The 26,664-nt window shown below is 56.8% G+C and carries 22 protein-coding genes; 9 read left to right on the top strand and 13 right to left on the bottom strand.

What is annotated here, in order from left to right; genetic code table 11:
- Positions 1-87: 87 nt before the first annotated feature.
- From AC5LBQ_RS06750 to AC5LBQ_RS06725, 6 genes are read right to left on the bottom strand one after another with little or no spacing between them, the layout of a single operon-like run.
- Positions 88-774, bottom strand: a complete 687-nt coding sequence (locus tag AC5LBQ_RS06750) for a VOC family protein (protein WP_491681123.1) — start codon at positions 772-774, stop codon at positions 88-90.
- A gap of 34 nt (positions 775-808) precedes the next feature.
- Positions 809-1,738 (bottom strand): hypothetical protein, encoded by a 930-nt coding sequence (locus AC5LBQ_RS06745; protein WP_297346258.1) that lies wholly within the window; start codon positions 1,736-1,738, stop codon positions 809-811.
- Between the two features lie 11 nt (positions 1,739-1,749).
- Positions 1,750-2,760, bottom strand: coding sequence for a transketolase family protein (locus AC5LBQ_RS06740; RefSeq protein WP_493264996.1), 1,011 nt, complete (start codon positions 2,758-2,760; stop codon positions 1,750-1,752).
- Between the two features lie 2 nt (positions 2,761-2,762).
- A complete protein-coding gene (locus AC5LBQ_RS06735) occupies positions 2,763-3,626 on the bottom strand; it encodes a transketolase (protein ID WP_297587420.1) in 864 nt (287 codons plus the stop codon).
- A 14-nt stretch (positions 3,627-3,640) separates the two neighbouring features.
- Positions 3,641-4,924 carry an aminotransferase class III-fold pyridoxal phosphate-dependent enzyme gene (locus AC5LBQ_RS06730; protein ID WP_493264995.1) on the bottom strand — a complete coding sequence of 428 codons (1,284 nt, stop codon included), beginning with the start codon at positions 4,922-4,924 and terminating at the stop codon, positions 3,641-3,643.
- A gap of 29 nt (positions 4,925-4,953) precedes the next feature.
- On the bottom strand, positions 4,954-5,724 hold the full coding sequence (locus tag AC5LBQ_RS06725) for a hypothetical protein (RefSeq protein ID WP_282922007.1): 771 nt from the start codon (positions 5,722-5,724) through the stop codon (positions 4,954-4,956).
- 282 nt (positions 5,725-6,006) lie between these two features.
- Between AC5LBQ_RS06725 and AC5LBQ_RS06720 the strand changes: the two genes are divergently transcribed.
- Complete coding sequence (locus AC5LBQ_RS06720) at positions 6,007-7,380, top strand: glycine--tRNA ligase (RefSeq protein ID WP_493264997.1); 1,374 nt, start codon at positions 6,007-6,009, stop codon at positions 7,378-7,380.
- Positions 7,381-7,424: 44 nt separating this feature from the next.
- The gene (gene dusB, locus AC5LBQ_RS06715; protein ID WP_493264994.1) at positions 7,425-8,708 is read left to right on the top strand and encodes a tRNA dihydrouridine synthase DusB; all 1,284 of its coding nucleotides are present in this window, start codon (positions 7,425-7,427) and stop codon (positions 8,706-8,708) included.
- A gap of 10 nt (positions 8,709-8,718) precedes the next feature.
- Here dusB and AC5LBQ_RS06710 read toward each other — a convergent pair whose 3' ends face one another.
- Positions 8,719-9,498, bottom strand: a complete 780-nt coding sequence (locus AC5LBQ_RS06710) for a hypothetical protein (RefSeq protein ID WP_493264993.1) — start codon at positions 9,496-9,498, stop codon at positions 8,719-8,721.
- Positions 9,499-9,861: 363 nt separating this feature from the next.
- On the opposite strand from AC5LBQ_RS06710, the gene AC5LBQ_RS06705 reads away from it, so the two are divergent.
- Together AC5LBQ_RS06705 and dnaG are read left to right on the top strand one after the other, a co-directional pair.
- Positions 9,862-11,163 carry a deoxyguanosinetriphosphate triphosphohydrolase gene (locus AC5LBQ_RS06705; protein WP_493264992.1) on the top strand — a complete coding sequence of 434 codons (1,302 nt, stop codon included), beginning with the start codon at positions 9,862-9,864 and terminating at the stop codon, positions 11,161-11,163.
- Between the two features lie 26 nt (positions 11,164-11,189).
- Positions 11,190-13,274 carry a DNA primase gene (gene dnaG / locus AC5LBQ_RS06700; RefSeq protein WP_493264991.1) on the top strand — a complete coding sequence of 695 codons (2,085 nt, stop codon included), beginning with the start codon at positions 11,190-11,192 and terminating at the stop codon, positions 13,272-13,274.
- A gap of 106 nt (positions 13,275-13,380) precedes the next feature.
- On the opposite strand, the gene AC5LBQ_RS06695 is transcribed toward dnaG, so the two are convergent.
- Positions 13,381-14,193: a type I 3-dehydroquinate dehydratase gene (locus tag AC5LBQ_RS06695; protein WP_493264990.1), complete on the bottom strand. Its 813-nt coding sequence runs from the start codon at positions 14,191-14,193 to the stop codon at positions 13,381-13,383.
- A 194-nt stretch (positions 14,194-14,387) separates the two neighbouring features.
- On the opposite strand from AC5LBQ_RS06695, the gene AC5LBQ_RS06690 reads away from it, so the two are divergent.
- The 4 genes from AC5LBQ_RS06690 (at position 14,388) to AC5LBQ_RS06675 (ending at position 19,510) form a co-directional block, all read left to right on the top strand.
- Complete coding sequence (locus AC5LBQ_RS06690; RefSeq protein WP_493264989.1) at positions 14,388-16,055, top strand: fumarate hydratase; 1,668 nt, start codon at positions 14,388-14,390, stop codon at positions 16,053-16,055.
- A gap of 253 nt (positions 16,056-16,308) precedes the next feature.
- Positions 16,309-17,469, top strand: a complete 1,161-nt coding sequence (locus tag AC5LBQ_RS06685) for an NAD(P) transhydrogenase subunit alpha (RefSeq protein ID WP_297587443.1) — start codon at positions 16,309-16,311, stop codon at positions 17,467-17,469.
- A 155-nt stretch (positions 17,470-17,624) separates the two neighbouring features.
- Entirely contained in the window at positions 17,625-17,951 is a 327-nt protein-coding gene (locus AC5LBQ_RS06680; protein WP_295027271.1) for an NAD(P) transhydrogenase subunit alpha part 2, read from the top strand.
- 2 nt (positions 17,952-17,953) lie between these two features.
- Positions 17,954-19,510 carry an NAD(P)(+) transhydrogenase (Re/Si-specific) subunit beta gene (locus tag AC5LBQ_RS06675; protein WP_493264988.1) on the top strand — a complete coding sequence of 519 codons (1,557 nt, stop codon included), beginning with the start codon at positions 17,954-17,956 and terminating at the stop codon, positions 19,508-19,510.
- An 89-nt stretch (positions 19,511-19,599) separates the two neighbouring features.
- On the opposite strand, the gene AC5LBQ_RS06670 is transcribed toward AC5LBQ_RS06675, so the two are convergent.
- The 5 genes from AC5LBQ_RS06670 to AC5LBQ_RS06650 form a co-directional block, all read right to left on the bottom strand.
- Positions 19,600-21,561, bottom strand: a complete 1,962-nt coding sequence (locus AC5LBQ_RS06670) for an MFS transporter (RefSeq protein WP_493264987.1) — start codon at positions 21,559-21,561, stop codon at positions 19,600-19,602.
- 79 nt (positions 21,562-21,640) lie between these two features.
- The gene (locus AC5LBQ_RS06665) at positions 21,641-22,162 is read right to left on the bottom strand and encodes a MarR family winged helix-turn-helix transcriptional regulator (RefSeq protein WP_493264986.1); all 522 of its coding nucleotides are present in this window, start codon (positions 22,160-22,162) and stop codon (positions 21,641-21,643) included.
- Between the two features lie 43 nt (positions 22,163-22,205).
- On the bottom strand, positions 22,206-23,393 hold the full coding sequence (locus AC5LBQ_RS06660; RefSeq protein WP_282921993.1) for an acetate/propionate family kinase: 1,188 nt from the start codon (positions 23,391-23,393) through the stop codon (positions 22,206-22,208).
- 58 nt (positions 23,394-23,451) lie between these two features.
- Entirely contained in the window at positions 23,452-24,441 is a 990-nt protein-coding gene (gene pta, locus AC5LBQ_RS06655; protein ID WP_493264985.1) for a phosphate acetyltransferase, read from the bottom strand.
- A gap of 292 nt (positions 24,442-24,733) precedes the next feature.
- A complete protein-coding gene (locus AC5LBQ_RS06650; RefSeq protein ID WP_493264984.1) occupies positions 24,734-25,486 on the bottom strand; it encodes a GntR family transcriptional regulator in 753 nt (250 codons plus the stop codon).
- Between the two features lie 176 nt (positions 25,487-25,662).
- Between AC5LBQ_RS06650 and guaA the strand changes: the two genes are divergently transcribed.
- The coding region (gene guaA, locus AC5LBQ_RS06645; protein WP_493264983.1) for a glutamine-hydrolyzing GMP synthase at positions 25,663-26,664 on the top strand (1,002 nt) is incomplete at its 3' end.

Here is a 26,664-nt window from a genome sequence, read left to right as displayed (position 1 = left end):
TTAGCTCTGCCCCGAAATGATTTTGCTTTCAAAACTGGGCTAAATTAGACCGAAATCGACTTCGCTCAGTTTGCCTTCAAATGGCCTTCAAACCTTGCGGTAGAACCCCTTCATCATGGTGTACTTCATCACGGTGCCGATGAGCGCGCCGAGGCGGCCCAAACCGAGACGAGCCGCGTGGAGGTCGATGAGCTCGACTAGGTTCCCGTCCGGGTCGCGGAAGAAAGCCCAGTCGGCGCCTCCCGCAGAAATCGGCTCGTTCATGAACTCCACGCCTTCGCGGCGCAGGCGATTGACCCAGCCAGGCACGTTCGACACGTGGAAAGCGATGTGGGAGTATCCGGGACGGTTCCAAGTTTCGCGTTCCTCCGTCACTATGGGTGGATCGAACTCGAACACTTCCAGGATGTTACCGGAACGGGAACACATGAATCCCAGACGGACTCGCTTGATGCCCTCCACGTGGTACAACCGCTCGACAGGCTTCAAATCATCGCCGGTGATTTCCAGGTAGTTCATCAGCTTCAGACCGAACACCCGATCATACCACTGGACGGCACGCTCGAAGTTCGCCACGGTCACGCCCACATGGCCCAGACCCCAGTTGATACCGGCACTAGACATCTTGTTGCGGCATTCCCGCTGCTTGCGTTCCAGGAACTCTTCCTTGCCCAGCTTCTTCAGCTCCAGCGCGTTGTCGACAGCCAGCTTGGCTCCGTAGCCCAGAGCCACCAGCAAGCCGAGCTTGGTCGCTTTCCGGCAGGTTGCCTTCATGAAACGCCGCTTGCAACTGACTGTTTTGGCTGCTTTACTTCGCATAGTCACCCACCGCCATCATCAGAGCACCGAGTTCGGCACCGTATTCGGGCGAACCCTCCATTGACATACGTCCCGATGCCTGTGCGTCCAGAAGGTCATCTGTCTGCAGCAAGGTTCCCAAAGCGGAGGTCACCGAGTCGAAACGCATCGTAAAGAACGCGGCGCTACGCGTGTATTCCCCACGAAATGCCTTTGACTTCCCGGCTTTGATGCGGATGTACGCACCGAGTTCGGGATGCCCGTCCACAGCGTACGCATAGACGCGGTCCGGCGAAGGATCCGTCCACGCGTGCACACCGGGATGCCCCGCCTTATTCAGCTGGCTCATTCCGGTGGTGAGCAGGTAGAACATACACTTCGTCAGCAGTTTCCGGTCGCCCTCGGTCTTGGGCGCTTCCGTCGCTCCCAGCAAGCTGGACATGGCCAGCAGGGACTTCACGGTTGCAACCAAGAGCCCGGGATTGCCCAGCCCTCCGCGAATCTTCGGCAGGTTCACCTTGCCTTTAAAGAAGTCGTTGAACTTCTCGGGGGAGGGGAACTCGATTTCCACATTCGGCAGCGGGTGAGCGCCCAGCTTCGGCGTGACGTTGGCACCGTGAATGATCAGGTGCGTAGCGTAACGCTCCGGGCGTCCGTCTATCGACGTGCCCGCCGGGGTCAGACAAGAAATCTGGACCACGCCATCCTTGCCCTTGAAAGCGGCCGCCAACTCCGGCTTTTCGGCGATAATCGGCTTCAACAGCGGAATGACCGCGTTGAGGAACACCACGTTGGCGTACCGAACTTCGTCGTCAATGCTGGGATTGGGGCCCATCGGGAACGGCTTGGCTTTCGTTTTCTTTTCACAAGATTCCCCGCACGCCTTATCGGGCTGAGTTGCCTGAGGCGGGGCGGAGCTTTGTTTCGTTTCTTTAGTCATTGCGCGCTACCTTAGAACTCGTCTTCCCAGTCGTCGTCCTCCTCGAAGTCCATGTGCATGACTTCACGAGCGGCGGCCACACAGCCGTTTTCGTCCCAGCCATAGTGGGAGTACAGGTCCTCAGGCTGGCCGATAACCGAGAATTCGTCGGGGATACCGAGCTTCTTCAATACGAAGCCCTTGCGGGTAGTGGCGCCGACATCGGCTACCGCGGTCCCCAGGCCGTTGATGATGTTGTGGTCCTCAACGGTGATGATACGCCGAGTTTCGGTAATCGCCTTGGCGATGGCCTCCTCATCAATCGGCTTCAAGGTGTGGATGTCCAGCACGCGCACGCTCAGACCGTCCTCTTTGGCGAGGATATCGGCAGCCTGCAAGGCACGCCACACGCCGGAGCCGGTCGCGATGAACGTGAGGTCCGTACCTTCACGCAGGGTGTTGGCCTTGCCGAACTCGAAAGTGGGAATCTCGTCACGGTAGACAATCTGGTCAAAACCGCGGTTCAGACGGATGTAGACCGGACCCTTGTGGTCATAGGCAGCCTGTACACAGTAGGCGGCCTCCAGACCGTCAGCCGGACACATGACCACCAGGTTTGCGAAACTACGCAGAATCGCGATGTCCTCGGTGACGTGGTGGGTCGTGCCGGCCGCGCCGAAGGACAACCCTGAGTGGGTACCGATAATCTTCACATTGAGATTCTGGTAGCAGATATCGGTGCGGATTTGTTCGCAAGCACGCAGAGCCGCGAACGCCCCGAACGTGGAGACGAACGGCATCAGCCCCGCTTTTGCCAGCCCGGCAGAGATGCCGAACATATTCTGTTCCGCGATGCCCACGTTATAGAACCGCTCGGGGAACTCCTTGGCAAACACGGAAATCTTGGTGGATTTCGCCAAGTCAGCCGAAAGTCCCACGATAGTGGGGTCCTGCTTGCCCAGTTGTACCAGGGTCTGACCGTATACCTCCGCGGTGGTCAGATTAACCGCGTCAATCGAAGTGTAAGTTAATCCTCCAGCCATGTTTAGGCTCCCTTCACTAGCTCGAGTCGTTTCTGCAGGTGTCGCTTGAGAGATTCGACCGCCTTGGCATGCTTTTCGTCATCAACAGCGCCGTAGTGCCAGGTGTAGTCGCCTTCCATGAAGTCGATACCTTCGCCCTTCACCGTGTCCATCAGTAGCATGGTGGGCTTACCCTTGATGGTGCGTGCCCGATCAAAGGCGTCTACCAAATCGGGAATCGAGTTACCTTTGACCTCAATGACTTCCCAGTTGAAAGCACGCCACTTGTCCGCGAAGGGCTCCAGACCCATGACATCGGCGGTCATGCCGTCAATCATGGCGTGGTTGACGTCCACGATGCCTACCAGGTTGTCTACCTTGAACTGGCCGGCACTCATGGCGGCTTCCCAGATGGAGCCCTCGTTGCATTCACCGTCGCCCATGAGGCAGTAGGTGCGCCATTCCTTACCGAGCTGACGTGCTCCGAGTGCCATGCCCACTGCCAGAGACAACCCGTGTCCCAGCGAACCCGTGGAAACTTCCAGACCGGGTACCTTGCCTGCGTCCAGGTGAATACCTAGGTGCGAAAGGATATGCGAATAGGTCGGCAACCAGTCCTTGGGGAAGCACCCCAAGTCTGCGAGGACCGGCCCCATACCCACGCCGATGTGACCCTTGGACAGTACGAAACGGTCGCGATCCGGGTCGTCCATCTTGTCTGCGCTGAAGTTCATCTCGTGATGATACAGAACGGTGAGTACGTCCATGGAGCTCATAGCACCACCGATGTGACCGCCACCTGCCCAAACCACCGTGTCGAGAGTGAGTAGACGCAGCCGATTGGCGATTTCTTCGAGTTCCTTGTGTTCTTTAGCTGATAAAGCCATCTTTCCTCCTTTTCTTAGGCTTGAGCCAGAATCTCACGAGATTTGTTCTTAACGACGCCCATCGCTTCGTCCGCTACGTCAGTGATGAAGTCGATGTCCTTGTCGGTCAAGGCCGTGTTCATGAAGTGGTTGTGGTGGTTCGTCATGAACACGCCACGCTTCACACATTCACCCACGTAAGCCTGATGCAGCAACAGGTTCGGGTCCTCTTTGCCGTCAAGACCTCTGATTTGGTGGAACAGCAGAGCCGGCTCGCCGCTGAAGTGGTAGTCGAAGCCGTGATGTTTTGCCACTTCGGTCAGGCGCTCGATGACTTTCACGCCGTTGTCGTGGCAGATCTTGGCTGCGTCGATTTCACGCATCTTGGTGATGCAAGCAATCGCGGCCGCCATCGGCGGAGCGCTCATCCAGTACGAACCGGTGCACATCACGGAGGCGGCGGCGTCCTTGAGTGACTCGATGCCGGTCACAGCCGAGATGTTGTGTCCGTTGGCGATAGCCTTGCAGAAGCACTCCAAATCGGCCTTGAAGCCGTAGTGGTAATCGGAACCCTTGATATCCAAACGCCAGCCACAGCGCACATCGTCAACGATGAGGACGATGCCTTCGCGGTCGCAGATGGAACGAATCTTGTTCCAGTAGCCAGCCGGCGGCAAGACGTTGTCCTCAAAGACCGGGTGGTGGTACGGGGTGGCGATAAAGGCGGCAATCTCGCCCTTATATTCAGCCGCGAGACGTTCCACCGCGGCGGTGTCGCCCCAATCCACCAGCAGTTTGTCCTCGACTTCTTTCTTGCCCACGCCGGGGGCGCCCCAACCTTGGGTCCACCCAATCACGCCGTGATAACCGCCGTTGATAGCGATGAACTTGTCGCGACCGGTAGCGGCACGAGCCACCATCAAGGCGTAGTTCGTAGCGTCCCCACCGTTCTTGGCAAAGAACGCCCAGTCGGCCATTTCGACCGTATCCACCATCAACTCTGCCAAATCGACCATGATAGTGCCGGGCTGAACCGCGCAGTTCAGGATTTTGGCCTGCTCAGCTACGGCTTTGTCCACATCGGGATCGTTGTATCCCAGAATCATCGGACCGTAGGCGCACATCATATCAACGTACTTGTTGCCGTCCACGTCCCAGAAGTAGGCGCCCTGTGCTTTCGAGGCAAACAGGGGGTAGGCGCTGATAGGCATGAAACAGCCTTCCGCCGGCCCCAAGTGCCCATAGACGCCGCCGGGGATAACCTCAACCGCGCGCTCGTACCATTCGTGGCTCTTGGTGTGTTCGTAAGTTTTCATCATTTTGTTTTGTCCTTCCTCACGCGCGTTTTCTAGCTCAAGTAGAACGGCACCATGCCGAGGATCTTGTTCATGTTGTCCAACAGGGGAACGTATCCGCCCAGCTTAATCAGCTCTCGACCGATAGCGGGATAGGATGCGAGCTCGCCGCGCAGGACCTGACCGGTCGTATCCAAATCGGAAAAGACCATAAAGGCATGACGTCCGTGAGGACCCGCGGCCTTGGGCTCATCGCCGTCGACGATGCGGGCGTGATGGTCATTGATGACCATGGTCAAAGCCGGACCGTTTTCAATCTTCAATCCGATAGTGCCGTCGCACATTCCCTTGGCGACCTGGACGCCCTTGGGGTCCTCATTGGCAATCTCAGCCATCGCATAGACCGCTACGTGCAGAGTCAGCAGGGAGTTAATCCTCGCGAACTCGGGGTCCTGTAGCAGCTGCGGGGTCGGCCGCAAGTAGTAGGACAACCGGTCGGTAATCTCGGTGAACGTACCTGTCAAGTACTTCAGTTTCGTGAAGCCCTTGAGCGGTACGGGAATCCCTTTGCCTTCGAACATCTTGTTCACCATGTTCGGCATGGGGAAGCCTAGGCTCATATCAGCCGGACCTCCACCGGGGAAGAACTCAATTTTGCCGTTGCCCAGCTTAAGCCGGACAGAACCGACGTTCGCTGCCTTGAATTGCAAGGTCAGCGGGACATGCTCCAAGAGCTGTTTCGACTTGGGGTCGAGCTCCGGGAGCTTCTCGAGTGTACGCAAAACTGCCTTAAGATTGACGGCAGCCATAGCAGTTTGATTCATAAACCCACCTCATCGTGTGTTTTGTGTTTACCTGGCAAATGCAATTATAGTGTGGATTCCAATTTTTGTGCAGCGGTTTCTGGGAGTGTTTTTTCGTAATCTAAACCGAAATGCTCCCATATTCTCGGATTAGCGGTTGCGGTTCGGGCCAGGAGCCGGCACCGAATTCCTCCCCGGAGGTTTGCCAGCTAAACTAGGGCTGGTACCTTCCCGCTGAAAACTCGGAAAAAGCGCGGGACGGCAGAAAAGCAACACCAATAAGGAGCACAAGTGGCATCAACGATGGATTCAGTAATTTCTTTGGCGAAACGCCGCGGTTTTGTTTACCCATGTGGTGACATCTATGGGGGGACGCGCGCGGCGTGGGACTACGGCCCCTTGGGCGTAGAACTGAAGGAAAACATCAAAAAGGCCTGGTGGAACTACATGGTACGCTCCCGTGAGGACGTGGTGGGCCTAGACTCCTCGGTGATTTTGCCGCCGAAAGTGTGGGACGCCTCGGGCCACCTCAAGGCTTTCACCGACCCGCTCATCGAATGCCTCAACTGCCACAAGCGTTTGCGTGAGGACGACCTGCAGGAAGAGTACGCCGAGAAACACGACATCGCGAAACCTGATGACGTCAGCATGGATGACGTCTCCTGCCCGAACTGTGGCGTCAAAGGGAAGTGGACGGAGCCTAGGGCCTTCTCAGGACTGCTTAAGACCTACCTCGGCCCGGTGGACGATGAATCCGGCCTGCACTTCCTGCGTCCGGAAACCGCCCAAGGCATCTTTATCAACTTTGCCAACGTGATGACGACCGCCCGGAAGCGCCCGCCTTTTGGAATCGGCCAGATTGGCAAGTCTTTCCGCAACGAAATCACTCCGGGCAACTTCATCTTCCGTACCCGCGAGTTTGAACAGATGGAGCTGGAGTTCTTTGTGGAACCCGGCACCGATGAAGAATGGCACCAGTACTGGATTGACCACCGCTTTGAGTGGTACACCGACCTGGGGATTAAGGCGGAAAACCTGCGGTTGTACGAACACCCGAAGGAAAAACTCTCGCACTATTCCAAGCGTACGGTGGACATCGAGTACGCTTTTGGCTTTGAAAACTCCAAGTGGGGCGAGCTGGAGGGCATCGCCAACCGTACCGACTATGACTTGGGCGTACATATAGACGCCAGCGGTCAAAAACTCGATTACTACGACCAGGCCAATGACAAGCGCTGGATTCCCTACGTTATCGAGCCTTCCGCCGGTTTGACTCGCTCTCTGATGGCTTTCCTGATTGAGGCCTACACCGAGGACGAAGCCCCGAACACCAAGGGTGGGGTGGACAAGCGGACCGTGCTGCGCCTCGACCCGCGCCTGAGCCCGGTTAAGGTGGCGGTCCTGCCGCTGTCCCGCAAGGATGAGCTGCCCGAAATCGCCCAAAATATCGCCGCTGAACTGCGCAAATACTGGAACGTGGAATATGACGATGCCGGGGCCGTGGGGCGCCGCTACCGCCGTCAAGACGAAATCGGCACGCCCTACTGCGTCACCGTGGACTTTGATTCCCTAGAGGACCAAGCCGTGACGGTTCGTGAACGCGACACCATGATCCAAGAGCGTATCGGGCGCGATAACCTGGTCGCCTACCTGCGCGATCACCTGCCGATTTGCTAGTGGCGCGGCGATTTTCCGCGGCTGAAATACCGGGCGGAGGCATTTTGGCTCCACAGCATCCACAGTGTCCACAGTGTAAATACCCGCCTCTGCGCATTGGCGGGGTAGAGTTCACGACACCCATTGCGTTAGCGCCGATGGCGGGGGTGACGAATGCTCCGTTTCGCGACTTGTGCGCGGAGTTTTCCCGTCAAGGCCTGCCACCGGAGTTTGCTTCCGCGTCCCGCCTGGGTGGGGCATCCGGGACGCTTCGCGGCGTTGAGGGAATGTTTGTCAACGAGATGATTACCGCGAAAGCGCTGTTGATGGACTCGGCGCGCTCGTGGATTATGGCGCAATCCGGTCCCGGACAAACCGTTCGGGTGCTGCAGCTTTACGGGGTAGTGGGGGCTGACCTGGCCCGGGCGGCTCGTGAACTCATCGTTCGGGACCTAGTCGACGTTATTGATCTGAATTTTGGTTGCCCGGTACCGAAAGTCACTCGCAAGGGCGGGGGAGCGGCTCTGCCGTGGAAAACTGCGTATTTTGGTGACCTCATCGGGCAGGTAGTGAGAGCGGCTCAAGAGGCGTCAGGAGAGGCTGGGTGCAGTGTGGCCGTGCCGGTGACCGTAAAAATCCGGGTCGGGATTGACGAAACTCACGAAACCTTGCTGGACGCGGGACGGGCCGCGCAGGACGCGGGGGCAGCTGCGCTCACGCTGCACGCCCGCACCACGAACCAGTATTATTCCGGGCACTCGGATTGGTCGCGGATTGCCGAGCTGGTAGACGCGTTGGACATACCAGTGTTGGGCAACGGCGACGTGTTTTCCGCCCAGGACGCGCTGGAAATGTTTGCGCAAACCGGATGTGCGGGCATCGAAATTGGCCGGGCTGTACAAGGCAGGCCCTGGATTTTTCGTGAAATCACGGCAGCTCTGTGGGGCCAGCCGATTCCTGCGGGACCGACCTTGGGTGAAATCGTCGCGATTATCCTGGTTCATGCCCGCGGCCTGGTGGAACATTTCGGTAATGAACAGGCGGCCTTGCGGGATATGCGCAAACACGTGGGATGGTACTTGCGAGGTTTTAACCTGGGCGGAGCTACCCGTGCGGAGCTGACCCGCATCGAAACGTTAGATGACCTGGAAAGTCGCCTGCACGACCTTATGCAATCGTTGGACCCGAACACGCCCTATCCCGAAGCGGCGCAAGGCAAACATGGACGTTCCCGCGCCCAGCGCCACGTCAAGCTGCCCGAAGGCTGGCTCGACACCCGCGAAATCGACGATGCGACCGCGCGCATACTTCACTTGGGGGAAGACGCGGCGGATCCCTATGGTGCCTAGTCAGCTGGGTCTAATGTTCGTGCAGCGAGTGCAGCTCAGCTAGTCTAGAAGCAAATTCCTCTATAAGGTTGCCTTGATTCAATTCGCCGTGTTGCTGCATTGCCCAGGCGCGCCGATACGGAATTCCCGTGAAATCATGCGCTGAAATCACATTGGCTTCTTCTGGTGGAAATAAATCCGTTCCGCTGGCCTCAATAGCTTGCAGCAGCTTTTGGCAATCTATTTGAAAACTTGGTTTTTTCGTGAATATATAATGGGCTCGACCGAGAGAATCATCTACCTCCACATTTGGCGAGTTTACGACCGCTGCGGAAACTACACTCCACCCAAAGGGGATTCCAATAGCGCCTCGAAAAAGGTCGTTAATAACGTATTCATTGCAATATTTTGGCAGGGTGAATCCACCTGGCTGACGCACGAATTGATTCTCGTGTTTTAGGAAATTATCGACGTGCGCGCGCATGATTTCTGTGACGGTGTCAAAATTAATCGCATCAGTGTTTTGGAGGTAACGTCTTAGTTTCCAAGTGTAGACCCCAAGGTTGCTGAGCGTGGTGAAGGCCTCCCGCCAGGAAAAATTTAACCGCAGGGGCTCCAGACGGGAATCCAAGTATTCCTTGAGCTGGCTTTCGCGGGTAATAGGCCGAGTCATATCAGCATAAGGCCAATCCGAATCCATGGCGATATCCATCACCGGGTAAATAGTAGGGAATTCACTGGTTTCAACGGATTCCATCACTTCTACATCATGCCAGCCAAGCAAATCGGCTATGTCAAGAAAATTCAACATGATTGTCTCTTACGCTGGGCGGGCTGAATTAATCCAATTCGGACATACTGTTGGTCCTAGACAATAGGCGGTAATCAAACCCTGAATCTGTCCTGGTGGTAGCCATATGCCCCTATTCCATGTCTGAGCCAGGATATCGCCTTGACCATTACCTGAACGGGAGTCAAAAACAGCTCTTGTTTTCATGGCATTTTCTCCTTACCCAGGTTTTGAAGCCTGTTCTGTATGGGGGTATTTTACAAACCTCCATGCTCAGTTTGCATCAGACGGTTTTGTAAGAACACCGACAAATGTAGGTATGCAAACACCGACAAATGTAGGTGTTATATGGTGAAACCTGGATTGGGTCTGTAAGGTGGAAGTGTGAATGAGATTGGGGTATATCCGGCGGACGTGCATGAACGCTTCGTGACCGAGACGCATAAACGCGGGCAACGCACCGATTTTGAGCGCGATCGGGCGCGGATACTCCATTCCTCCGCGCTGCGCCGGCTCGGTGAAAAAACTCAGGTATTGGGGCCCATTGCCAACGATTTTTCCCGGACGCGCCTGACCCATTCCCTGGAAGTTGCCCAGGTAGGGCGCGAACTTGGCAAAGGGCTGGGGTGTGACCCTGACGTGGTTGACGCAGCCTGTTTAGCCCACGACTTGGGACACCCGCCCTTCGGACATTCCGGGGAGCGAGTGCTCAATGATTTAGCCAAGGATATTGGCGGGTTTGAGGGTAACGCCCAGACGTTGCGCTTGGTGACCCGCCTGGAGCCGAAAGTTGTCAGTCCGCAAGGCCAGTGGGTGGGGTTGAACCTAACCCGCGCCACTCTCGATGCCATCGCGAAATACCCTTGGCTACGCGGTGAGGGGCCTCATGGTGCGGATTCTCCTAAGTTTGGGGTCTATGCCGAGGACCGGGACGTTTTCCAGTGGCTGCGCGCCGGCGCCCCCGAGAATCATCGTTGCATTGAGGCCCAAGTTATGGACCTCGCCGACGACATTGGCTACTCAGTCCACGATGTCGAGGACGCGGTGGCCCTCGGGTCAGCCAGCTTGGGAGACCTGGAAAACGAAAGAACTTTTGTTGATGTGGTTGACATCACAAGGCGTTGGTATGCGAGTTCTTTCGGACCGGGCAAGTTCAGTGCAGACGACTTGGCGGCGGCCCACGAAAGGCTGCGGCAAATGCCTTTCTGGCTGACCGAGCCGGTGGCGGATTACCGTTCCCAAGCCGCTTTGAAAGACCTGACCTCCCAGCTCATCGGACGATTCGCGTTAGCCTGTCACGACGCCACCTGCCAACGATACGGAGAACGCCCTCTGGCCCGCTATGACGCGGACGTAATCGTCCCCCTCGAAACCCAAGCGGAAATCCTGTTACTCAAAGGCATCGCCGTGTATTACGTCATGGCGCCCCGCGAAACCACTCATGACCACCTGACGCAACAACAAATGCTCTCCGACTTGGTGTGGGCACTACTGGAGCAGGAAGCCACCGGACAACGGGTCTTGCAGGAGCCTTATCGAGCCGAGTGGCTGCGCGCGGAAGATCATCATCTGGGTCGGGACGCCGGCCGTCTCCGGGCAGTAATAGACCAGGTAGCGAGCTTGACCGACCTGTCGGCAGCCGCCTGGCATGCCCGTTTAGTGGGGATGATTACCCAACCCGTCTGACCTAAAACTTAGGCTAGTATGATTGCATGGCTTCCAAGTTCGACCCTGATGACCTGCAAAAGGTACGCGAAGCTATCCCCATTGAGTCGGTGGTCAGCGACTATGTGAGCCTGCAGCGTAAAGGCAGTTCACTGATGGGCTTGTGCCCGTTCCATGACGAAAAAACGGCGTCTTTTAGCGTGACGCCGGTGCGCAATATGTGGCATTGCTTCGGTTGCGGTGAGGGCGGGGACACCATCGACTTTGTACAGCGCATCGAAGGGCTGACTTTCCCCGAAGCTGTCGAGTTTTTAGCCGCGAAAGCCGGAATCACGATGCATTACGTAGAGGGCGCGGCCATCACGAAAGAGCATGTGGAGCCGGGGACACGGCAGCGCCTGTTGGAATGCAACCAGGTAGCGCAGGACTTTTTTGTATCCCAACTCGTGTCGCCGGGGGCAGGGACGGCGCGAAATTTCATCGAAGGGCGAGCTTTCACGTCCCAAGACGCCGCCCGTTTTGGCATGGGCTACGCCCCACCCGGCTGGAACAACCTCACCGATTACCTCCGTTCGAAAGGCTTCACCGATCAGGAAATCGTGACGGTCGGTCTGGGTAAACGGGGGCAACGCGGCATCTATGACGTGTTTCGGGATCGAGTTATGTGGCCTATCAAAGATGCGACCGGAGCCATACTGGGTTTCGGCGGGCGGCGTTTAGACGATTCAGATCCGCAAGTCCCGAAATACATCAACACCCCAGAATCCCCGATTTATCACAAATCTTCGGTGCTCTACGGTCTGGATTTGGCGCGGCCGAACATCGGTAAAGAGCGGCGCTGCGTCATCGTTGAGGGCTACACCGACGTGATGGCGGCGCATCTATCCGGCATCACCACCGCGGTCGCGACCTGCGGTACCGCTTTTACAGACGAACACGCGAAACAGATTCGCCGGTTCATCGGGACTTCCGCGGACAGCGCCTCCTCGCTGAAGCTACCTGGCGGCCTGCCTCCGCGTGGTGGAGAGGTCATCTTCACTTTTGACGGTGATGCCGCCGGACAAGCCGCAGCTCTCAAGGCTTTCCGCACCGATCAGGACTTTGCCTCCCAGGCTTTTGTGGCAGTTGCTGACGATGGTTTGGATCCCTGTGACTTGCGGATGCAGCGCGGTCCCGGAGCGGTTCGCGACCTGATTGAGAGTCGCCGACCCCTATTTGATTTCGTGTTGAAAACCATCATCTCTAAATATGACTTGGAAAGCCCCGCAGCCCGCATCGAAGCTATGCGCGCGGCAGCCCCAGTAGTGGCGGAAATTCGCGACAAGGCATTGCGAACCGAATACGTGAAGCAACTGAGCGGCTGGTTGGGAGCTAATGTCAGGGACACCTGGTACGCGGTCAATGAGGCTTGGAAACAGATTCGTGCCCAACAGCGCGCCGGTGCCAGCTCCGACCAATCGTCACGTCCGGGACCGGGGGGACCCGGCAACGCTTCACACGGTAGTGGAAACGGCGTCAATCCCGCAAACCTGGCCGGTGCTCCCGCGGCGGGCTCGACCCAGATTTTTCCGCAAACTCGGCTGGATCCGGCGGTGGATACCGATCCGATTTGGCGGGTAGAACGTGATGTGCTGATAGCAGCTTTGCAGTTTCCGGGTTTAGCTGCCCAGACCGCTTTTGATGCGTTGGATCCGCAGAGTTTCACCCAACCCACTTTGCGTGCCATCTTTGAAGTCATTGCCGCGATTGGAGGCGCCGAGGAATATCAGCGCCTGGCTGAGGTCGCCCAAGCGGCGGGTGAACCAAATCCGGGAAACCTGGCTCTGAACCGGTGGGCTGCGGCGGTGAAAGCCCAGGCTGGTCCCGTCCTGGTGGGGGCATTGACGAACCTAGCGACCCGCCCGGCGCCCCTTTATGAAACAAATCAGTCAGCCCAGGAAACCCAGTCCGCGGCCGAGTCTTGGGTGCAAAATGCGGTGGAATCCATGGAACGCAAGGGGCTAAACGCCAAAATCGCCAGCCTGAAAGCTCAGCTGCGGCGTCTCGACTCCGACTCGCCGGAAAAGCCAGAAGTGTTTGCCAAACTCATCGATTTGGAAAACCGGATGCGCGAACTAAACCCCGAATTCTGACCTGCTCTAGGTACCCGTGCGGGCAGGTCCACACAATTTGCGACCTTACGCCATATTTCGCTGAAGCCTCGGTTCGCTGTTCAGGAAAAGTACCCGGGAGTGCGACCTAGAAACCGGACGCCGGATAGCGCAATTCCAGCTGTGCCAACGGCAGCTGCCCCGGCGCAGACTGGGGACCACCCACCGTGACAAAAGTACCCCAGTTGCCCATCTGCGGACCTGCCAAACGAGTGGGCTTGCCCAGTTCACCCATCCCAATCAAAATCGTGGGTCTGTGGGTCAGCAGGAAAGTGGTCTTGCCGCCCTGCTGGAGATTCGCCAGTTGTTGAGGGGTTTGCGGAGAAAAAGCGGCCTTAGACACGTCCGCTCCCAAATTGAGTTGATAAATGAGCAGGTCGCTGACTTCCCTCTCGCTGTTAGGGGAAGGCTCCCAACAGTGACGGGACAGGATAACGCCCGTACCGTTGGAGTGAATGTTGCGCAACAGGCCTACCACGCGTTTCTCATTGTCCTCTTGCGTGTGGGGATCCTCGGCCGCGGCGGCGGCTTGTTCCGCGGTCATGCCAATAAAAGGATAATTCGACTCGACATCCACCCAGTCGGCGCACTTCGCGGACTGCGCCACGAGGCGTTCATAAACTTCCGCGGTAATCGAGACGGGTCCTCCCTCGGTTCGGAAAGTCGCCAAGATAGGGCGTTTGACCTGTTCGCGAGCCTGCCGGAGGAGGTTTGCGACTTCGGCAAAGTCATGTTTCGTGCCTTGGAAAGATCCGCGGGACAGCCACGCCCCGTCCAAACGAATCTCGACCAGTTCGACTCGCGGATGCATATCGCGGATGAGCCGTTCATAGCCCAACATCCCCGGATTCACCGAGGTGATAAAAGTGGGCCGGCGCCAATCCGCAAATAAATCAGACATATTCATACTTTAGCCCTCCGAGGCAGCAGCCGAGGGGCGGGAACGTTTTTTCTTTAGTCAGGCTTGCGAAAATCAAAACATAGCTCTGAGGCCTGATGAGCTGGAATCCTCCGGTTTAAAGCCTTACGGGGAGGGTGATGGAGCCGGGGCGTTAGAATCAAACCGCACAAAAACACCAGAGCAAAGGGGCAACAGTGGCCGATTTTTTCTATGCTGATATCCTGCCGCACGGCGAGGACACTTATACATACCGCAAACTAACCAGCGAGGGGATTAGCGAAGTCGAGGGCCCGGACGGGACGAAATTCCTGAAGGTCGAACCGGAAGCACTTACCCTGCTGGCCGAGACCGCGTTCCACGACATTTCCCACTACCTGCGTACCGCTCACCTGGAGCAGTTGCGCAAGATTCTCGACGACCCGGAGGCGTCGGGCAACGACAAGTTCGTAGCGATGGACCTGTTGCGTAACGCAAACATCGCGGCAGCGGGGGTTCTACCCATGTGCCAGGACACTGGTACGGCCATCATCAAGGGTGAGCGTGGACAACACGTGTTGACCCCGGGTCCCGACGAAGAGGCATTGTCGCGCGGGGTCTACAACGCCTACACGAAACTGAACCTGCGCTATTCCCAAAACAGCCCCCTGTCCATGTACGAAGAAAAGAACACGGGCTGTAACCTTCCGGCGCAGGTGGAGCTGTATGCCGAGACTGCCCCGGGACACGAAGCGGAGTACCGTTTCCTGTTTATGGCCAAGGGCGGCGGCTCGGCCAACAAGTCCTACCTCTACCAGATGACCAAGGCGATTCTTGACCCTGAACACATGATGCAGTTCTTGGAGGAAAAGATTCGCTCGCTGGGGACTGCGGCCTGCCCACCCTATCACTTGGCAATCGTCATCGGCGGCACTTCCGCGGAATACACGCTCAAGACCGCGAAGTACGCTTCGGCGCACTACCTGGACGGCTTGCCCACCCACGGCGGCGAACAGGCGCAAGGGTTCCGCGACCTGAAGATGGAAGAGGAAGTCCTTGACCTGACCCGCCACATGGGCATTGGTGCCCAGTTTGGCGGCAAGTATTTCTGCCATGACGTGCGGGTGGTGCGTCTGCCGCGCCACGGTGCCTCCCTGCCGGTAGCCATCGCAGTCTCTTGCTCGGCCGACCGGCAATGTGTGGCAAAGATTAACAAGGGCGGGGTGTTCATCGAAGCCTTGGACACTGATCCGGGACGTTTCATGCCCGACCCCACTACTGCGGAACTGGGCGGGGACGAAGCGGTAAAGATTGACTTGAACCGCCCGATGAAGGACGTCCTTGCTGAACTCACCAAGTACCCCATCAAGACCCGACTTTCCCTGACTGGAACCCTCATCGTGGCTCGTGACATCGCCCACGCCAAACTCCGTGACCGTCTGGAGCAGGAAGGCGACCTGCCCCAATACTTCAAAGACCACCCGGTGTACTACGCGGGTCCGGCGAAAACCCCCGAGGGCATGCCCTCCGGGTCATTCGGGCCGACCACGGCTTCGCGTATGGACCCCTATGTGGACCTGTTCCAAGCCCACGGCGGCTCGATGCTTATGCTGGCCAAGGGCAATCGTGGCCAGGTCGTCACTGATGCCTGCCGCAAACACGGTGGTTTTTACCTTGGTTCTATCGGCGGTCCCGCCGCGGAGCTGGCCGCCCATTCCATTAAGAAAGTCGAGGTGCTGGAATACCCTGAGCTTGGCATGGAAGCCGTGTGGAAGATTGAAGTCGAGGACTTCCCGGCTTTCATCGTGGTGGACGACAAAGGCAACAATTTCTTTGAGGGATTGGACAAAGTGGTACTCACCCTCAAAGTACCACCGAAGAAGTAGTTATTAGCGATTTGTTATTGGGCGGGCGCCTCGGGGAGTAATCTTCGGGGCGCCCGTTCTATATGGGCAGACGAAAGCTGCTTTGTAGGGGAATTTTACGGGAAAATGCACCCAGAACGTGAATGCACTCCTGTATTAAATCTGTGGCTAAATACACGGATAAAAACAACTTCCATGCGATACACTTTTTATCGTCCAACTCATGAACCTATGAGCTGTGCGTACAACGAAGTATTCGCGGAGGGTTTTTACGATGATTATTGGTGTACCCAAGGAAATTATGAGCGGTGAAGACCGCGTGGCTGCTACCCCGGAAACGGTGGCAGATATGGTCGGGAAGGGCTTAACCGTCCTGGTCGAAACCGGCGCCGGAGAAGGTTCCTTCTTCCATGACCCGGAGTATGTCTCGGCTGGAGCTGAGATGGTTAGCGATCCGGAAGAAATCTACCAGCGGGCGGACCTGATTTTGAAAGTCAAGGAACCGCTGTTCAACGAGGCCAAGGGTCGCTCCGAAGTTTCGATGATGCATAAAGGCCAATACTTAATTACGTTTATTCACCCGGCTGCTCCGCCCAACCACGAGATGGTCAAGGAGATGGCGGCGCAGGGCGTTATTTCGCTGTCTTTGGACGGTGTGCCGCGTATTTCTCGGGCACAAAACTTGGACGCCCTGACTTCTATGAGTACGTGTGCCGGGTATAAAGGCATCCTGTTGGCGGCGAACTACCAGCCGTCCTTTATGCCGTTGATTCACAGCGCTATCGGACGTATTGACCCGCTGAAGGTGCTGGTCGTCGGGGTAGGCGTGGGCGGTTTGCAAGCCCTGGCTACCGCGAAGCGTCTGGGCGCCGTGGTGCACGCTGCCGACATTCGCCCGATGGCATCCGAACAGGCCACTTCCCTGGGCGCCAAGCCGGTTGAACTCGGGGTGGATCCTGAGAAGGCCATTGGTGAAGGCGGCTATGCCCAGGCTCTGCCCGAAGAAGAGCTGGTCAAAGAGCGTGCTGCTCTGGCTAAGGTCATTCCTGATATGGACATTATCTTTGCTTCGGCTCTGGTGCCGGGCCATTTGGCTCCACGACTCATTACCGAAGACATGGTGAAATCCATGAAGCCCGGTTCGGTCATCGTGGATATTTCCATTGACCAAGGCGGCAACTGCGAAATCACTCCTCCGGGCAAGGTGGAAGTCAAGCACCACGTCACCCTGGTGGGGATTAAGAACATCCCCGGTATGCTGCCGAAGAGCTCGACCTTCATGTTCGCCAAGAACATTGCCAACTTCGTGGACTTCCTGGTCAAGGACGGCCAAATCGTCCTAGATCGCAGTGACGAAATCATCGCCAAGACCCTCACGACTATCGACGGCGAAATCGTTCACGTTGGTGCGCGCGAGGCAATGGGCCTGGCCTAAACTGACCCTAGAACGCGACGATTAGGGCGGCCGGCCGGTCAACGGTGAGGTCGCCCTAATCGATGCCTCGGGGTGGTGGCGAATACATTCACCACCCTCGCTTGGCTATATTTTCATGAAATTCCTAAGAAAACCGTAACCCAAGGAGAAAATCGATGACTCCATTCCAAGGCGTGTTATTGGTCGTGCTGGTGGTGTTTACCCTGGTCGGCTACAAAATAATCAGCCAAGTTCCCAGTCTTTTACACACCCCGTTGATGAGCGGGATGAACGCCTTTTCCGGCGTGACCGTGCTGGGCTGTCTGAGTGCGGCCGCGTTAGCGGTGAGTCTGGGGTCAAAAGCGCTGGGCTTGCTGGCGGTCGCGCTGGCGATGGTGAATATTGTCGGCGGGTTTGGGGTCACTGACCGGATGCTGCGGATGTTCGATAAGAAACACAAGCCCGTCGCCGGTGGGGGCACTCAGGCCGGAGAGGGGGAGTAGTCATGGGTAACAACTTGAATTTGATGGGGGCACAAGGCCCGAATAGTCTCCTCTACTATGCCGTCTCGGTAGTGCTGGTGATACTGGTGCTGGTGGGATTAAATATGCTCTCTAGGGTACAGACAGCGGTGCGCGGCAACCTTCTGGGCGCCTTGGCGATGGCTTTGGCTATCGTGGCTACACTGTGGAACTTCGGAATCCTCAGCGCTGTCGAACTCTATGCCGCAATGCTGGTCGGGGCGTTATTCGGGGTCATCATCTGGCGTAAGACCAAGATGATTCGGATGCCGCAAACCGTGGCTCTGCTCAACGGATTGGGCGGCATGGCCTCGATGCTCGCCGGAGCCCTAGCCTTGACCGGGCATGCTGATAACAATGCTTTTGCCCAGTTCACTGCCGGTTTAGCGGTCGCTGTCGGTGGTGCTACCTTCTTTGGCTCCCTGATTGCGGCAGGCAAACTGCATCAAATCCTGGATCAGCACCCGAAGGTGCTTCCCGCGCACTCCGTGTGGGTGGGTCTGAGCTTGGTCATCAGCCTGGGTGCCGCTCTGGCTTACGTTTTTCCGCCGTTCAGCAGTCCGGGCGTGGCGCAAACGGTGTTGCTCATCGTCCAGATTGTGGCCGCCAACCTGTTTGGTTACCTGCTGGCAGTGCGGGTGGGCGGAGCCGACATGCCCATCACGATTTCCCTGCTGAACTCCCTGTCCGGGGTGGCGGGAGCTATCGCCGGCTTGGCCATCTCTGACCTGTTGTTGGTGGCTATCGGAGCCATTGTGGGGGCTTCCGGTCTGCTGTTGACCCAAATCATGTGCCGGGCGATGAACCGCCACCTCATGGATATTTTGCTGGGCAAGACTTCCGTCAGCACCGCTGCTGCTGCTGCTGCCACTCCCGCAACGTCAACTGAAGATGAATCGGAAAAACCGGACGAATCGGCTGGTGAGAGCAAGCCAGAAACTAGCGACACTGCTTCTGCCAGCGCACCTGCACCCGCAGCACCTGCCGCGGACCCGGAAACCACCTTCGCCGACTGGGTAGAAAATGCCCAGCGTGTCATCTTGGTGCCCGGCTACGGTATGGCACTGTCTCAAGCCCAAGCCCAGGTCAAACGCCTGTTGGACTACCTGGAAAAGGCCGGAAAGAACGTGGACTTCGCAATTCACCCGGTGGCGGGCCGGATGCCCGGACACATGAACGTATTGTTGGCCGAAGTTGACGTGGACTATGAAAAACTGCGGGAAATGAAGGACATCAACGATGACTTCGCTACCGCGGATTTGACCGTAGTCGTTGGGGCTAACGACGTGATGAACCCGGCGGCCAATACCGCTGAAGGCACCCCAATCTACGGGATGCCCGTGCTGAACGTGGGGGACTGCGCCCACGTGGCCATCTTTAACTTCGACCTGAAACCTGGCTATGCCGGGGTGGAAAACCCGCTGTATGCCCGGGCTGAGACCGAACCGGACCGGGTGCTGATTTTCCAAGGCGACGCTAAGGAAACCTTGGCGGCACGGCTGGATGCAATCGGGGCGCCGCCTGCGCTTGAGTTGTATTAGTTCCTGAATTTGAGCCGGATTCCGCGAGGATGACGAGCCAAAAACCGGGCGCTCCGAGGATTCTCGGGGCGCCCGGCTGGTTTTCAGTCCTAGATTGAGTTTTCCGCCGCGGACTGCGCGGTCTTCACAATGTGGGCGTCGAGAGTCTTTTTGGAGGGAACCCCAAACAGCAACAGCACGCCGAACAGCGACACTATGGTATAGAACCAGAACAAGCGGATAAATCCCTTATTGAGCTCCAGCTGGAACGTCGATTCGATAGTGTCCGCGTGAGCATCGATGTCCTGAAGGTAATCCTGGCGAGCTTGCTCCAGGGCTGGCGGCACGAAGCCCATCTGTTCCCTCATGGTGTTGCCTTGCTCATCGAACGTGTAGTTTGCCAGTTCTTTGGACCGCTCCACGATGTTGGTGACGTCCGCGCTCTTGAGGCGATTCATCAACTCGTCAGGTACATTGGTCATGGAAAATCCGGGTTCAATTGTGTCCTGGGGCGGGGCAGAGAGCTGTGAACCATTGCCGGTGTTTACGGGCGGCATTTGGCCCATGCCAGAGTCTTGATTCCCGGTAGTCGGCATTCCGCCGGGGGTTGCGGGCATCGCGGCGGACATGGCAGACATATCCGGTTTTGGCATGACTTCCATGACCTTCCCGGACAGGCCGCCCATAGCGGTGGCGAGCAGTCCGACCATGATTGCCGGAGCTAGGGTGGTAGCCAGAGACCGGGTCAAAGACAGAGTTGCCTGACCTGTGTTCGCGTCACGGCTGGGCACCAAGTGCAAAATCAGGTATGTCAGGGGTGCGCCCATCAGGAACCCCAGCCCGAAACCCATAACAAAGATGGATACGGAAGTGGAGATGATTCCAGGATACGGAGAGGCCCAAAAAATCAGCAATAGACCGGACGAAGCACAAATAGTGACACCCAGACCAAGTACCGCTCGCGGACCACGCTTGTCCGTCAGTCGTCCAGATATTGGTGCTCCAAGTCCAGAAGCCAGACCGATGATGATTGTGGGATACCCCCCATCGCCGGTAGCCAGGCGCATAGAGTTTTCCGCAAACTGGGGAACGAACATGACGGTCATCATCAAGGTGCCAGCCACCATGCCGAGGAGCAAAGTGACCCCGACCGGGATATTCGCGAAATAATCAAAGTTGATTAAGGGGTCGTGGACGCGATGCTCGGTAACCCAGAACACTACGCCTGAAATCGCAAAAATCAGCAGGGAAACTCGGACGTTGGCATCCTGGAATGAACTGCTGATATCCGTGAAATCCAAGTGTTGGAACATCCACAAGAGGGCAGTGATGGTGACCACGATTAAGACAGTGCCGGGTATGTCTAAGCGACGGCCCTCTTCGGTGCGTTCGCAATCTAAGAACAGTGCTCCCAAAACTACCACAGCCAGGGCGATTGGCACGTTGATGTAAAAAATCCATTGCCAGTTGTCGGTACCAGCTATATCCATAATCAGTGAGCCGGCTGAACCCCCGATAACTGAGGCCACGCCGTAGACCATGCCGACCATGCCTAGAGCCATCCCTCGCTTTGCCGGAGGAGCGATGGTACCGGCAGCGGCGGTGGCGACCGGCATCATGCCGCCGCCACCCACGGCTTGCACCACGCGGGAGGCCAGCAGCAAGCCGAATGATTGAAAGTCTTGGGCGAGCCCACACCCTAGTGAACCAATCCCGAACAGGGCGATAGCCAGCACATATATTGGCTTGCGTCCCAACACGTCGGCCAGTTTGCCGATAACGGGGATGGCGATGGCGTAGGCCAGAGTATAAATCGTAAAGACCCAGACACCTGCCTGGTCATCGACCCCCAAGCTGTTTTGAATGACGGTACGTGCCGGATTCACGATGCCCATGTCCAGAGCGCCCATGAAAATTCCTGCCAGGTACAGTGCCAGAATTAATCCCCAGTGATCTGGCGCGGTGTATTCAATCGAAGCCAAATCGTGGGGATTTTCGTTTCCATTTTGCGATTTTGCCTCACTGTGTGGTGCGGCAGTCTCGGATTCATCGAGGGTATTAGTCAATGTCATGAAATTAATTATATTGATAGTTAAGAAACTTAATCAAATTTTAAGCGCGTTTTGATAGGTACGACGACAAAGGCCGGTTTCACTGGGGGTCTGGAGCCTCTGAGGAATCCGATTGTGAGGTTTTTGTGTGGTGGGAATCGTCAATCTGGTCGATGAATTCCGCCAGCATTTCCGAGAACTGCTTGATTTCCTCGTTAGAACGGTTGGCAAAAACGCCACTGAGATCCTCGTTCACAGAACCGACAAAATTATGACCCAGCATGTCTCCAGATTCCGCGATGCGCAGCACGGCCCGGCGGCGATCCTCCAGGTCTGTCTGCCTGCTGATGTATCCCAGGTTGACCAAGCGGTCCACTAGATAGCTAGCGGCAGCGCGAGTAATGTGCAAGCCATCGGCGAGTTCCGAAGGGGACAGGGGCTTTCCGGCTATCTCGGAACGCCAAATCAGCAACAGACCATCGCCGTCCTTGCCGTGCATTCCCAAGTCGGCTGAGATATTGGCAATCAAATTGTTGGCAGAAAACACCAGGCGGTGGAACTCGTAAACCAGCTGTTCACTCAGGGCCGCGCGTTCCTTATCGACCTTATCAACCTCACTCATGCTATTCAGTATATTGACAGTTAAGCGATTTTAACTAAAGAAGTTAAATCAGACGCACGACTTGGCGGGCAATCGCCAACTCCTCGTTGGTGGGTACGACCAACACCAGCACTTTTGAATCATCGCTAGAGATGCGCCAGATGGCTTTGGAACGGTCACGATTTTCATTCCGTTCGCGGTCAATCTTTACCCCGATGAACTCGAGTTTTTCGCACAAGCGCCGCCGGATGCGGTCATCGTTTTCACCAATGCCGGCGGTGAAAGTCAGCACGTCCAAGCCACCCAGCTCAAAAGTGTAGGCACCGATGTACTTCAGCAAGCGCTGCTGATAAGTCTGGAGGGCCAGCAGAGCGTCGGAGTCGCCCTCGTCACGGCGTTTCCAGACATCACGCATATCGTTGTCTCCGCACATGCCTTTCATGCCGGATTCCTTGTTGAACAGGGTATCAATGTCATCTACGCTCATTCCTTTGCGTAGCAGGTGGAACACCACAGCCGGGTCGATGTCGCCGGTACGGGTGCCCATGACCAAGCCTTCCAGGGGCGTCAACCCCATCGAGGTGTCCATCGGTAGCCGGCCAAGTTCCGCGCAGGCGGACGCGCCATTTCCCAGATGTAGGGTAATTTGTTTCACGGTGTCATCGCCCAGGTAGTCGCAGACCTTGTTGGCTACGAATTCGTGAGAAGTCCCGTGGGCACCGTAGCGGCGGATGTGGTAGTCATGCGCGACCTGCTTATTGAGGGCGTAGCTACGGGCTTTTTCGGGCAGGCCGGCAAAGTAGGCGGTATCAAAAACGGCCACGTGTGGCAGGTCAGGCCACAGCTCCATAGCGGTGTCGATGCCAATGAGGTGCGCGGGGTTGTGCAGCGGCGCCAAGTCGCACAGTTCCTCAATCTTGGCTCGCACCTCATCGTTTACGATGGCCGGTCCCTTGAAATGCCACCCGCCCTGGACGATACGGTGACCAAAACCGGACAAATCCACGTGCTGCAAGTCAGGTCCGTGGGTCGCGAACATCTCGATAATCCTGGTCAGGGCTTCCTTGTGGGTCGGAAGAGGGAGAGCCTCGCTGAACTTGTCCGCGTGGACTTCGTGGGTAACTTCCCCCCGATCGGTGCCAATGCGTTCCGCTTGACCTTTGGCCAGGACGTCACCGCTGACAGGTTCGATTAGCTGGTACTTCAGTGAGGAAGATCCGGAGTTAATTACAAAGATGGTTTGATGGCGCATGGTGATTGTTCCTTCTTCTTTTCACAAGGGCGGCCGCGGGGGTGCTTCCCTCGGGAGCCTACCCTTGGGCTTGGATAGCGGTAATGATGATGGTGTTGATGATGTCGTCCACGGTGGCTCCGCGCGACAAGTCGTTGACCGGGGCGTTTAGCCCTTGCAAGATGGGTCCTACCGCCAGTGCACCACTGGTGCGCTGCACTGCTTTGTAGGTAATGTTTCCGGCGTTCAAATCGGGGAAGATGAACGTGTTGGCGTGTCCGGCTACGGGGGATCGGGGAGCTTTCTGGGCAGCCACGGACTCGACTACCGCGGCATCGAACTGGAGCGGACCGTCAATAGCTACTTCCGGGGCGGCTGCCTGGGCTTTCGCGGTGGCATCCCTGACCAGGTCAACCAGTGGACCAGAGCCGGAGTCAATCGTGGAATAGGACAAAATGGCAACTTTCGGTTCCAAGCCAAACTGAGCCGCGGTCTGGGCTGAAACGACCGCGATGTCCGCCAGCTGCTCTGCGTCCGGGGAAATCGTGACTGCGCAATCCGAATACACGTCACAGTGGTCATCGAAAACCATGAGGAAAGCTCCCGAAACCAGTTTCACCCCCGGCTGGGTCTTAATGACTTGCAGCGCGGGTCGAATGGTGTGGGCGGTGGTGTGAGCCGCTCCAGAGACCATTCCGTCGGCGTCGCCGCAGGCAATCATCATGGTGCCAAAGAAAGAAATATCTTTCAAAGTTTCCTTTGCCTTGGCTTCGTCCATGCCCTTGTGTGCGCGCAGTTCCACCAGTTTGGCGGTGTAACGGGCCAGCTTTTCAGCATCGTCGAGGGAGACGATTTCGGCCGCGGAGAGATCCAGCCCGAGAGCGGAGGCTCTAGCCTGGACGGTGTCCTGGTCTCCCAGCAGAACCAAGTCAGCGACGCCCTTCTGGAGGATGTCTGCGGCAGCTTTTAAGATGCGCTCATCGTCGGATTCTGGCAGCACGATTCGTTTCCGGCTCGATGCTGCTTTGTTGGCAAGTTTGTCCAGAAATGAGGTCTTGAAGTCGCTCATGCCCAGCTCCTCTAATGAAATCAGGGGCATCGGTCAGCCCGCTGGCAAGTTAAAAAATATCCTATTACACGGTTTGGGGTTGGTAAAGTTGGGACTAAAGTCCTGAAAAAGTATCTTGGTCGCCATCTCCCCGGCAAACGGGATGAACCAGGGAAAACGTGCGGCAACACACTTGTGAAAAATCAATGAGGCGCTCATGGAAAAGGAGAAAAGCCACGAACGCCTCATCGATGTCGAGTCTGCGGACCCGGTATGAAATTGTGCCAGTGAAGAAGAAAGAAGGGTTATTGAGTTAGTGTGCAAAGAGCGTGTTCTTGAGAGCAAAACGGTCTGCACGGAACAGGTATTCACCATAAGCGGCAATCTTGCCGGACTCGTCATAAGAGATGTTTTGAATGCTCAGCATGGTTGACCCCGCGGGAATCCGCAGGAGTTGAGCCTCCGGGGCGCTGGCCTTGCGGGCGGACACCGCTTGGCGTGCCATCGTCACGACAACACCGCGTTCAGCTAGGGCATTTTCGAAAGAATCACGCTCCAAAGCGGTGGCAGCCGGAGCTATCGAAGAGCGAATCATGTCAAACATGAGCCCCGCGGGCTGCCGGTCACTCATGCGCAGTCGGCGAATAGTGGTCACGTTGGTGCCGAGAGCCACCTCCAGTTTCGCGCTGACTTCCTGGCTGGCCGGGGATGTGCCATAAGACAAGACTTCTGTAGACGGCTTGTGTCCATCGGTTTTCATCTGGTCGTAAATGGTCGAGAGGACATTCGGGCGATGCACCCGGGTTGGGGCCACCTGAGTTCCGACACCGCGGCGGCGCACCAGCAGACCATGGTCGCCCAGTTGTTGCAGGGCGCGGCGGGCGGTAGGGCGGGATACGTTGAGACGTCGCGCCATGGAAAGTTCGTCCTCCAAGCGCGTACCGGGGGTGAGTTGTCCTGAGAGGATTAACTCTTCAATGGGTTGAGCAATTTGATGGTAGAGCGGAACCGGGGAGTTCCGATCCAGTCGGACATCAGCCTCGAAATACGTTGGTACCTGACTCATGGCGGGTCTCCTTTCCCTCGTGCCATAGGTCCTTCCTTTGACCCTACATACTATTGTATCGACAAATATTGGCCTGACAATAGGGAAAACCGTTGAAATATCAACGAATTATCCCTGAATTTAGTCTGAGAATTGGGGGGTCAATTTATAGCGAGGAAATGTTTTAGGATTAACTCATGGCTGAAAACTTGCAAGATGGTAGACCCGTGGGACCGGTGTTAGTTGTTGACTTTGGCGCGCAATATGCCCAACTAATCGCACGCCGGGTTCGCGAGGCGAAAGTTTACTCGGAAATTGTGGGACATAACCTGACCGCACGGGAAATATTGGATAAACAGCCTTCGGCCATCATTCTCTCAGGTGGGCCGTCTTCCGTTTACGCGCCGGGAGCTCCCGCCTTTGACCCAGCCGTTTTTCAGGCAAATGTGCCGGTACTAGGCATTTGCTACGGGTTTCAGGTCATGGCACAAGCCCTGGGGGGCACCGTTAGCCCTACCGGAACTTCCGAGTACGGCCGGACCAACTTGGAAGTTGTTACAGGCAGTCGGCTGATGGAAGGAACCCCATCTGAACAGGTAGTTTGGATGAGTCACGGGGACGCAGTTTCGGCAGCTCCCAGCGATTTCCAAGTTATCGCGGCGACAGATGATACAAAGATAGCTGCCTTTGAAAATCCTGAACGAGGCCTGTATGGAGTGCAGTGGCATCCGGAAGTTCGGCACAGCGCCTATGGCCAACGGCTCTTGGAGCATTTTCTGCACGACCTGGTCGGCTTGGATCCGGTGTGGACACCGCAATCCATTATCGACACCCAGGTGGCCGAGATTCGCCAGCGCGTGGGTGATGCTCAAGTTATCTGTGGTTTGTCTGGCGGGGTCGATTCCTCCGTGGCGGCAGCTTTGGTTCATAAGGCCATCGGCGACCAGCTGACCTGCATTTTCGTTGACCACGGTTTGTTGCGCGCGGGGGAGCGCGAGCAGGTGGAGCGGGACTATGCCGCCAACATGGGAATTCGAGTCAAGTACGTCGACGAGTCCGCACGCTTCTTGGGGGCACTGGCGGGGGTGAGCGAACCGGAACAGAAACGCAAGATTATCGGTCGCGAGTTCATTCGGTCTTTTGAAGCGGCTCAACGTGAGGTTGTGGCCGAGGTCGGCGCCAGTGGCGGGGGGGGAAAG

The sequence above is a fragment of the Mobiluncus sp. genome (genome assembly GCF_985070215.1).
The sequence above is the reverse complement of the archived record's forward strand: the minus strand, read 5'-3'. Positions and strand labels throughout refer to the sequence as shown.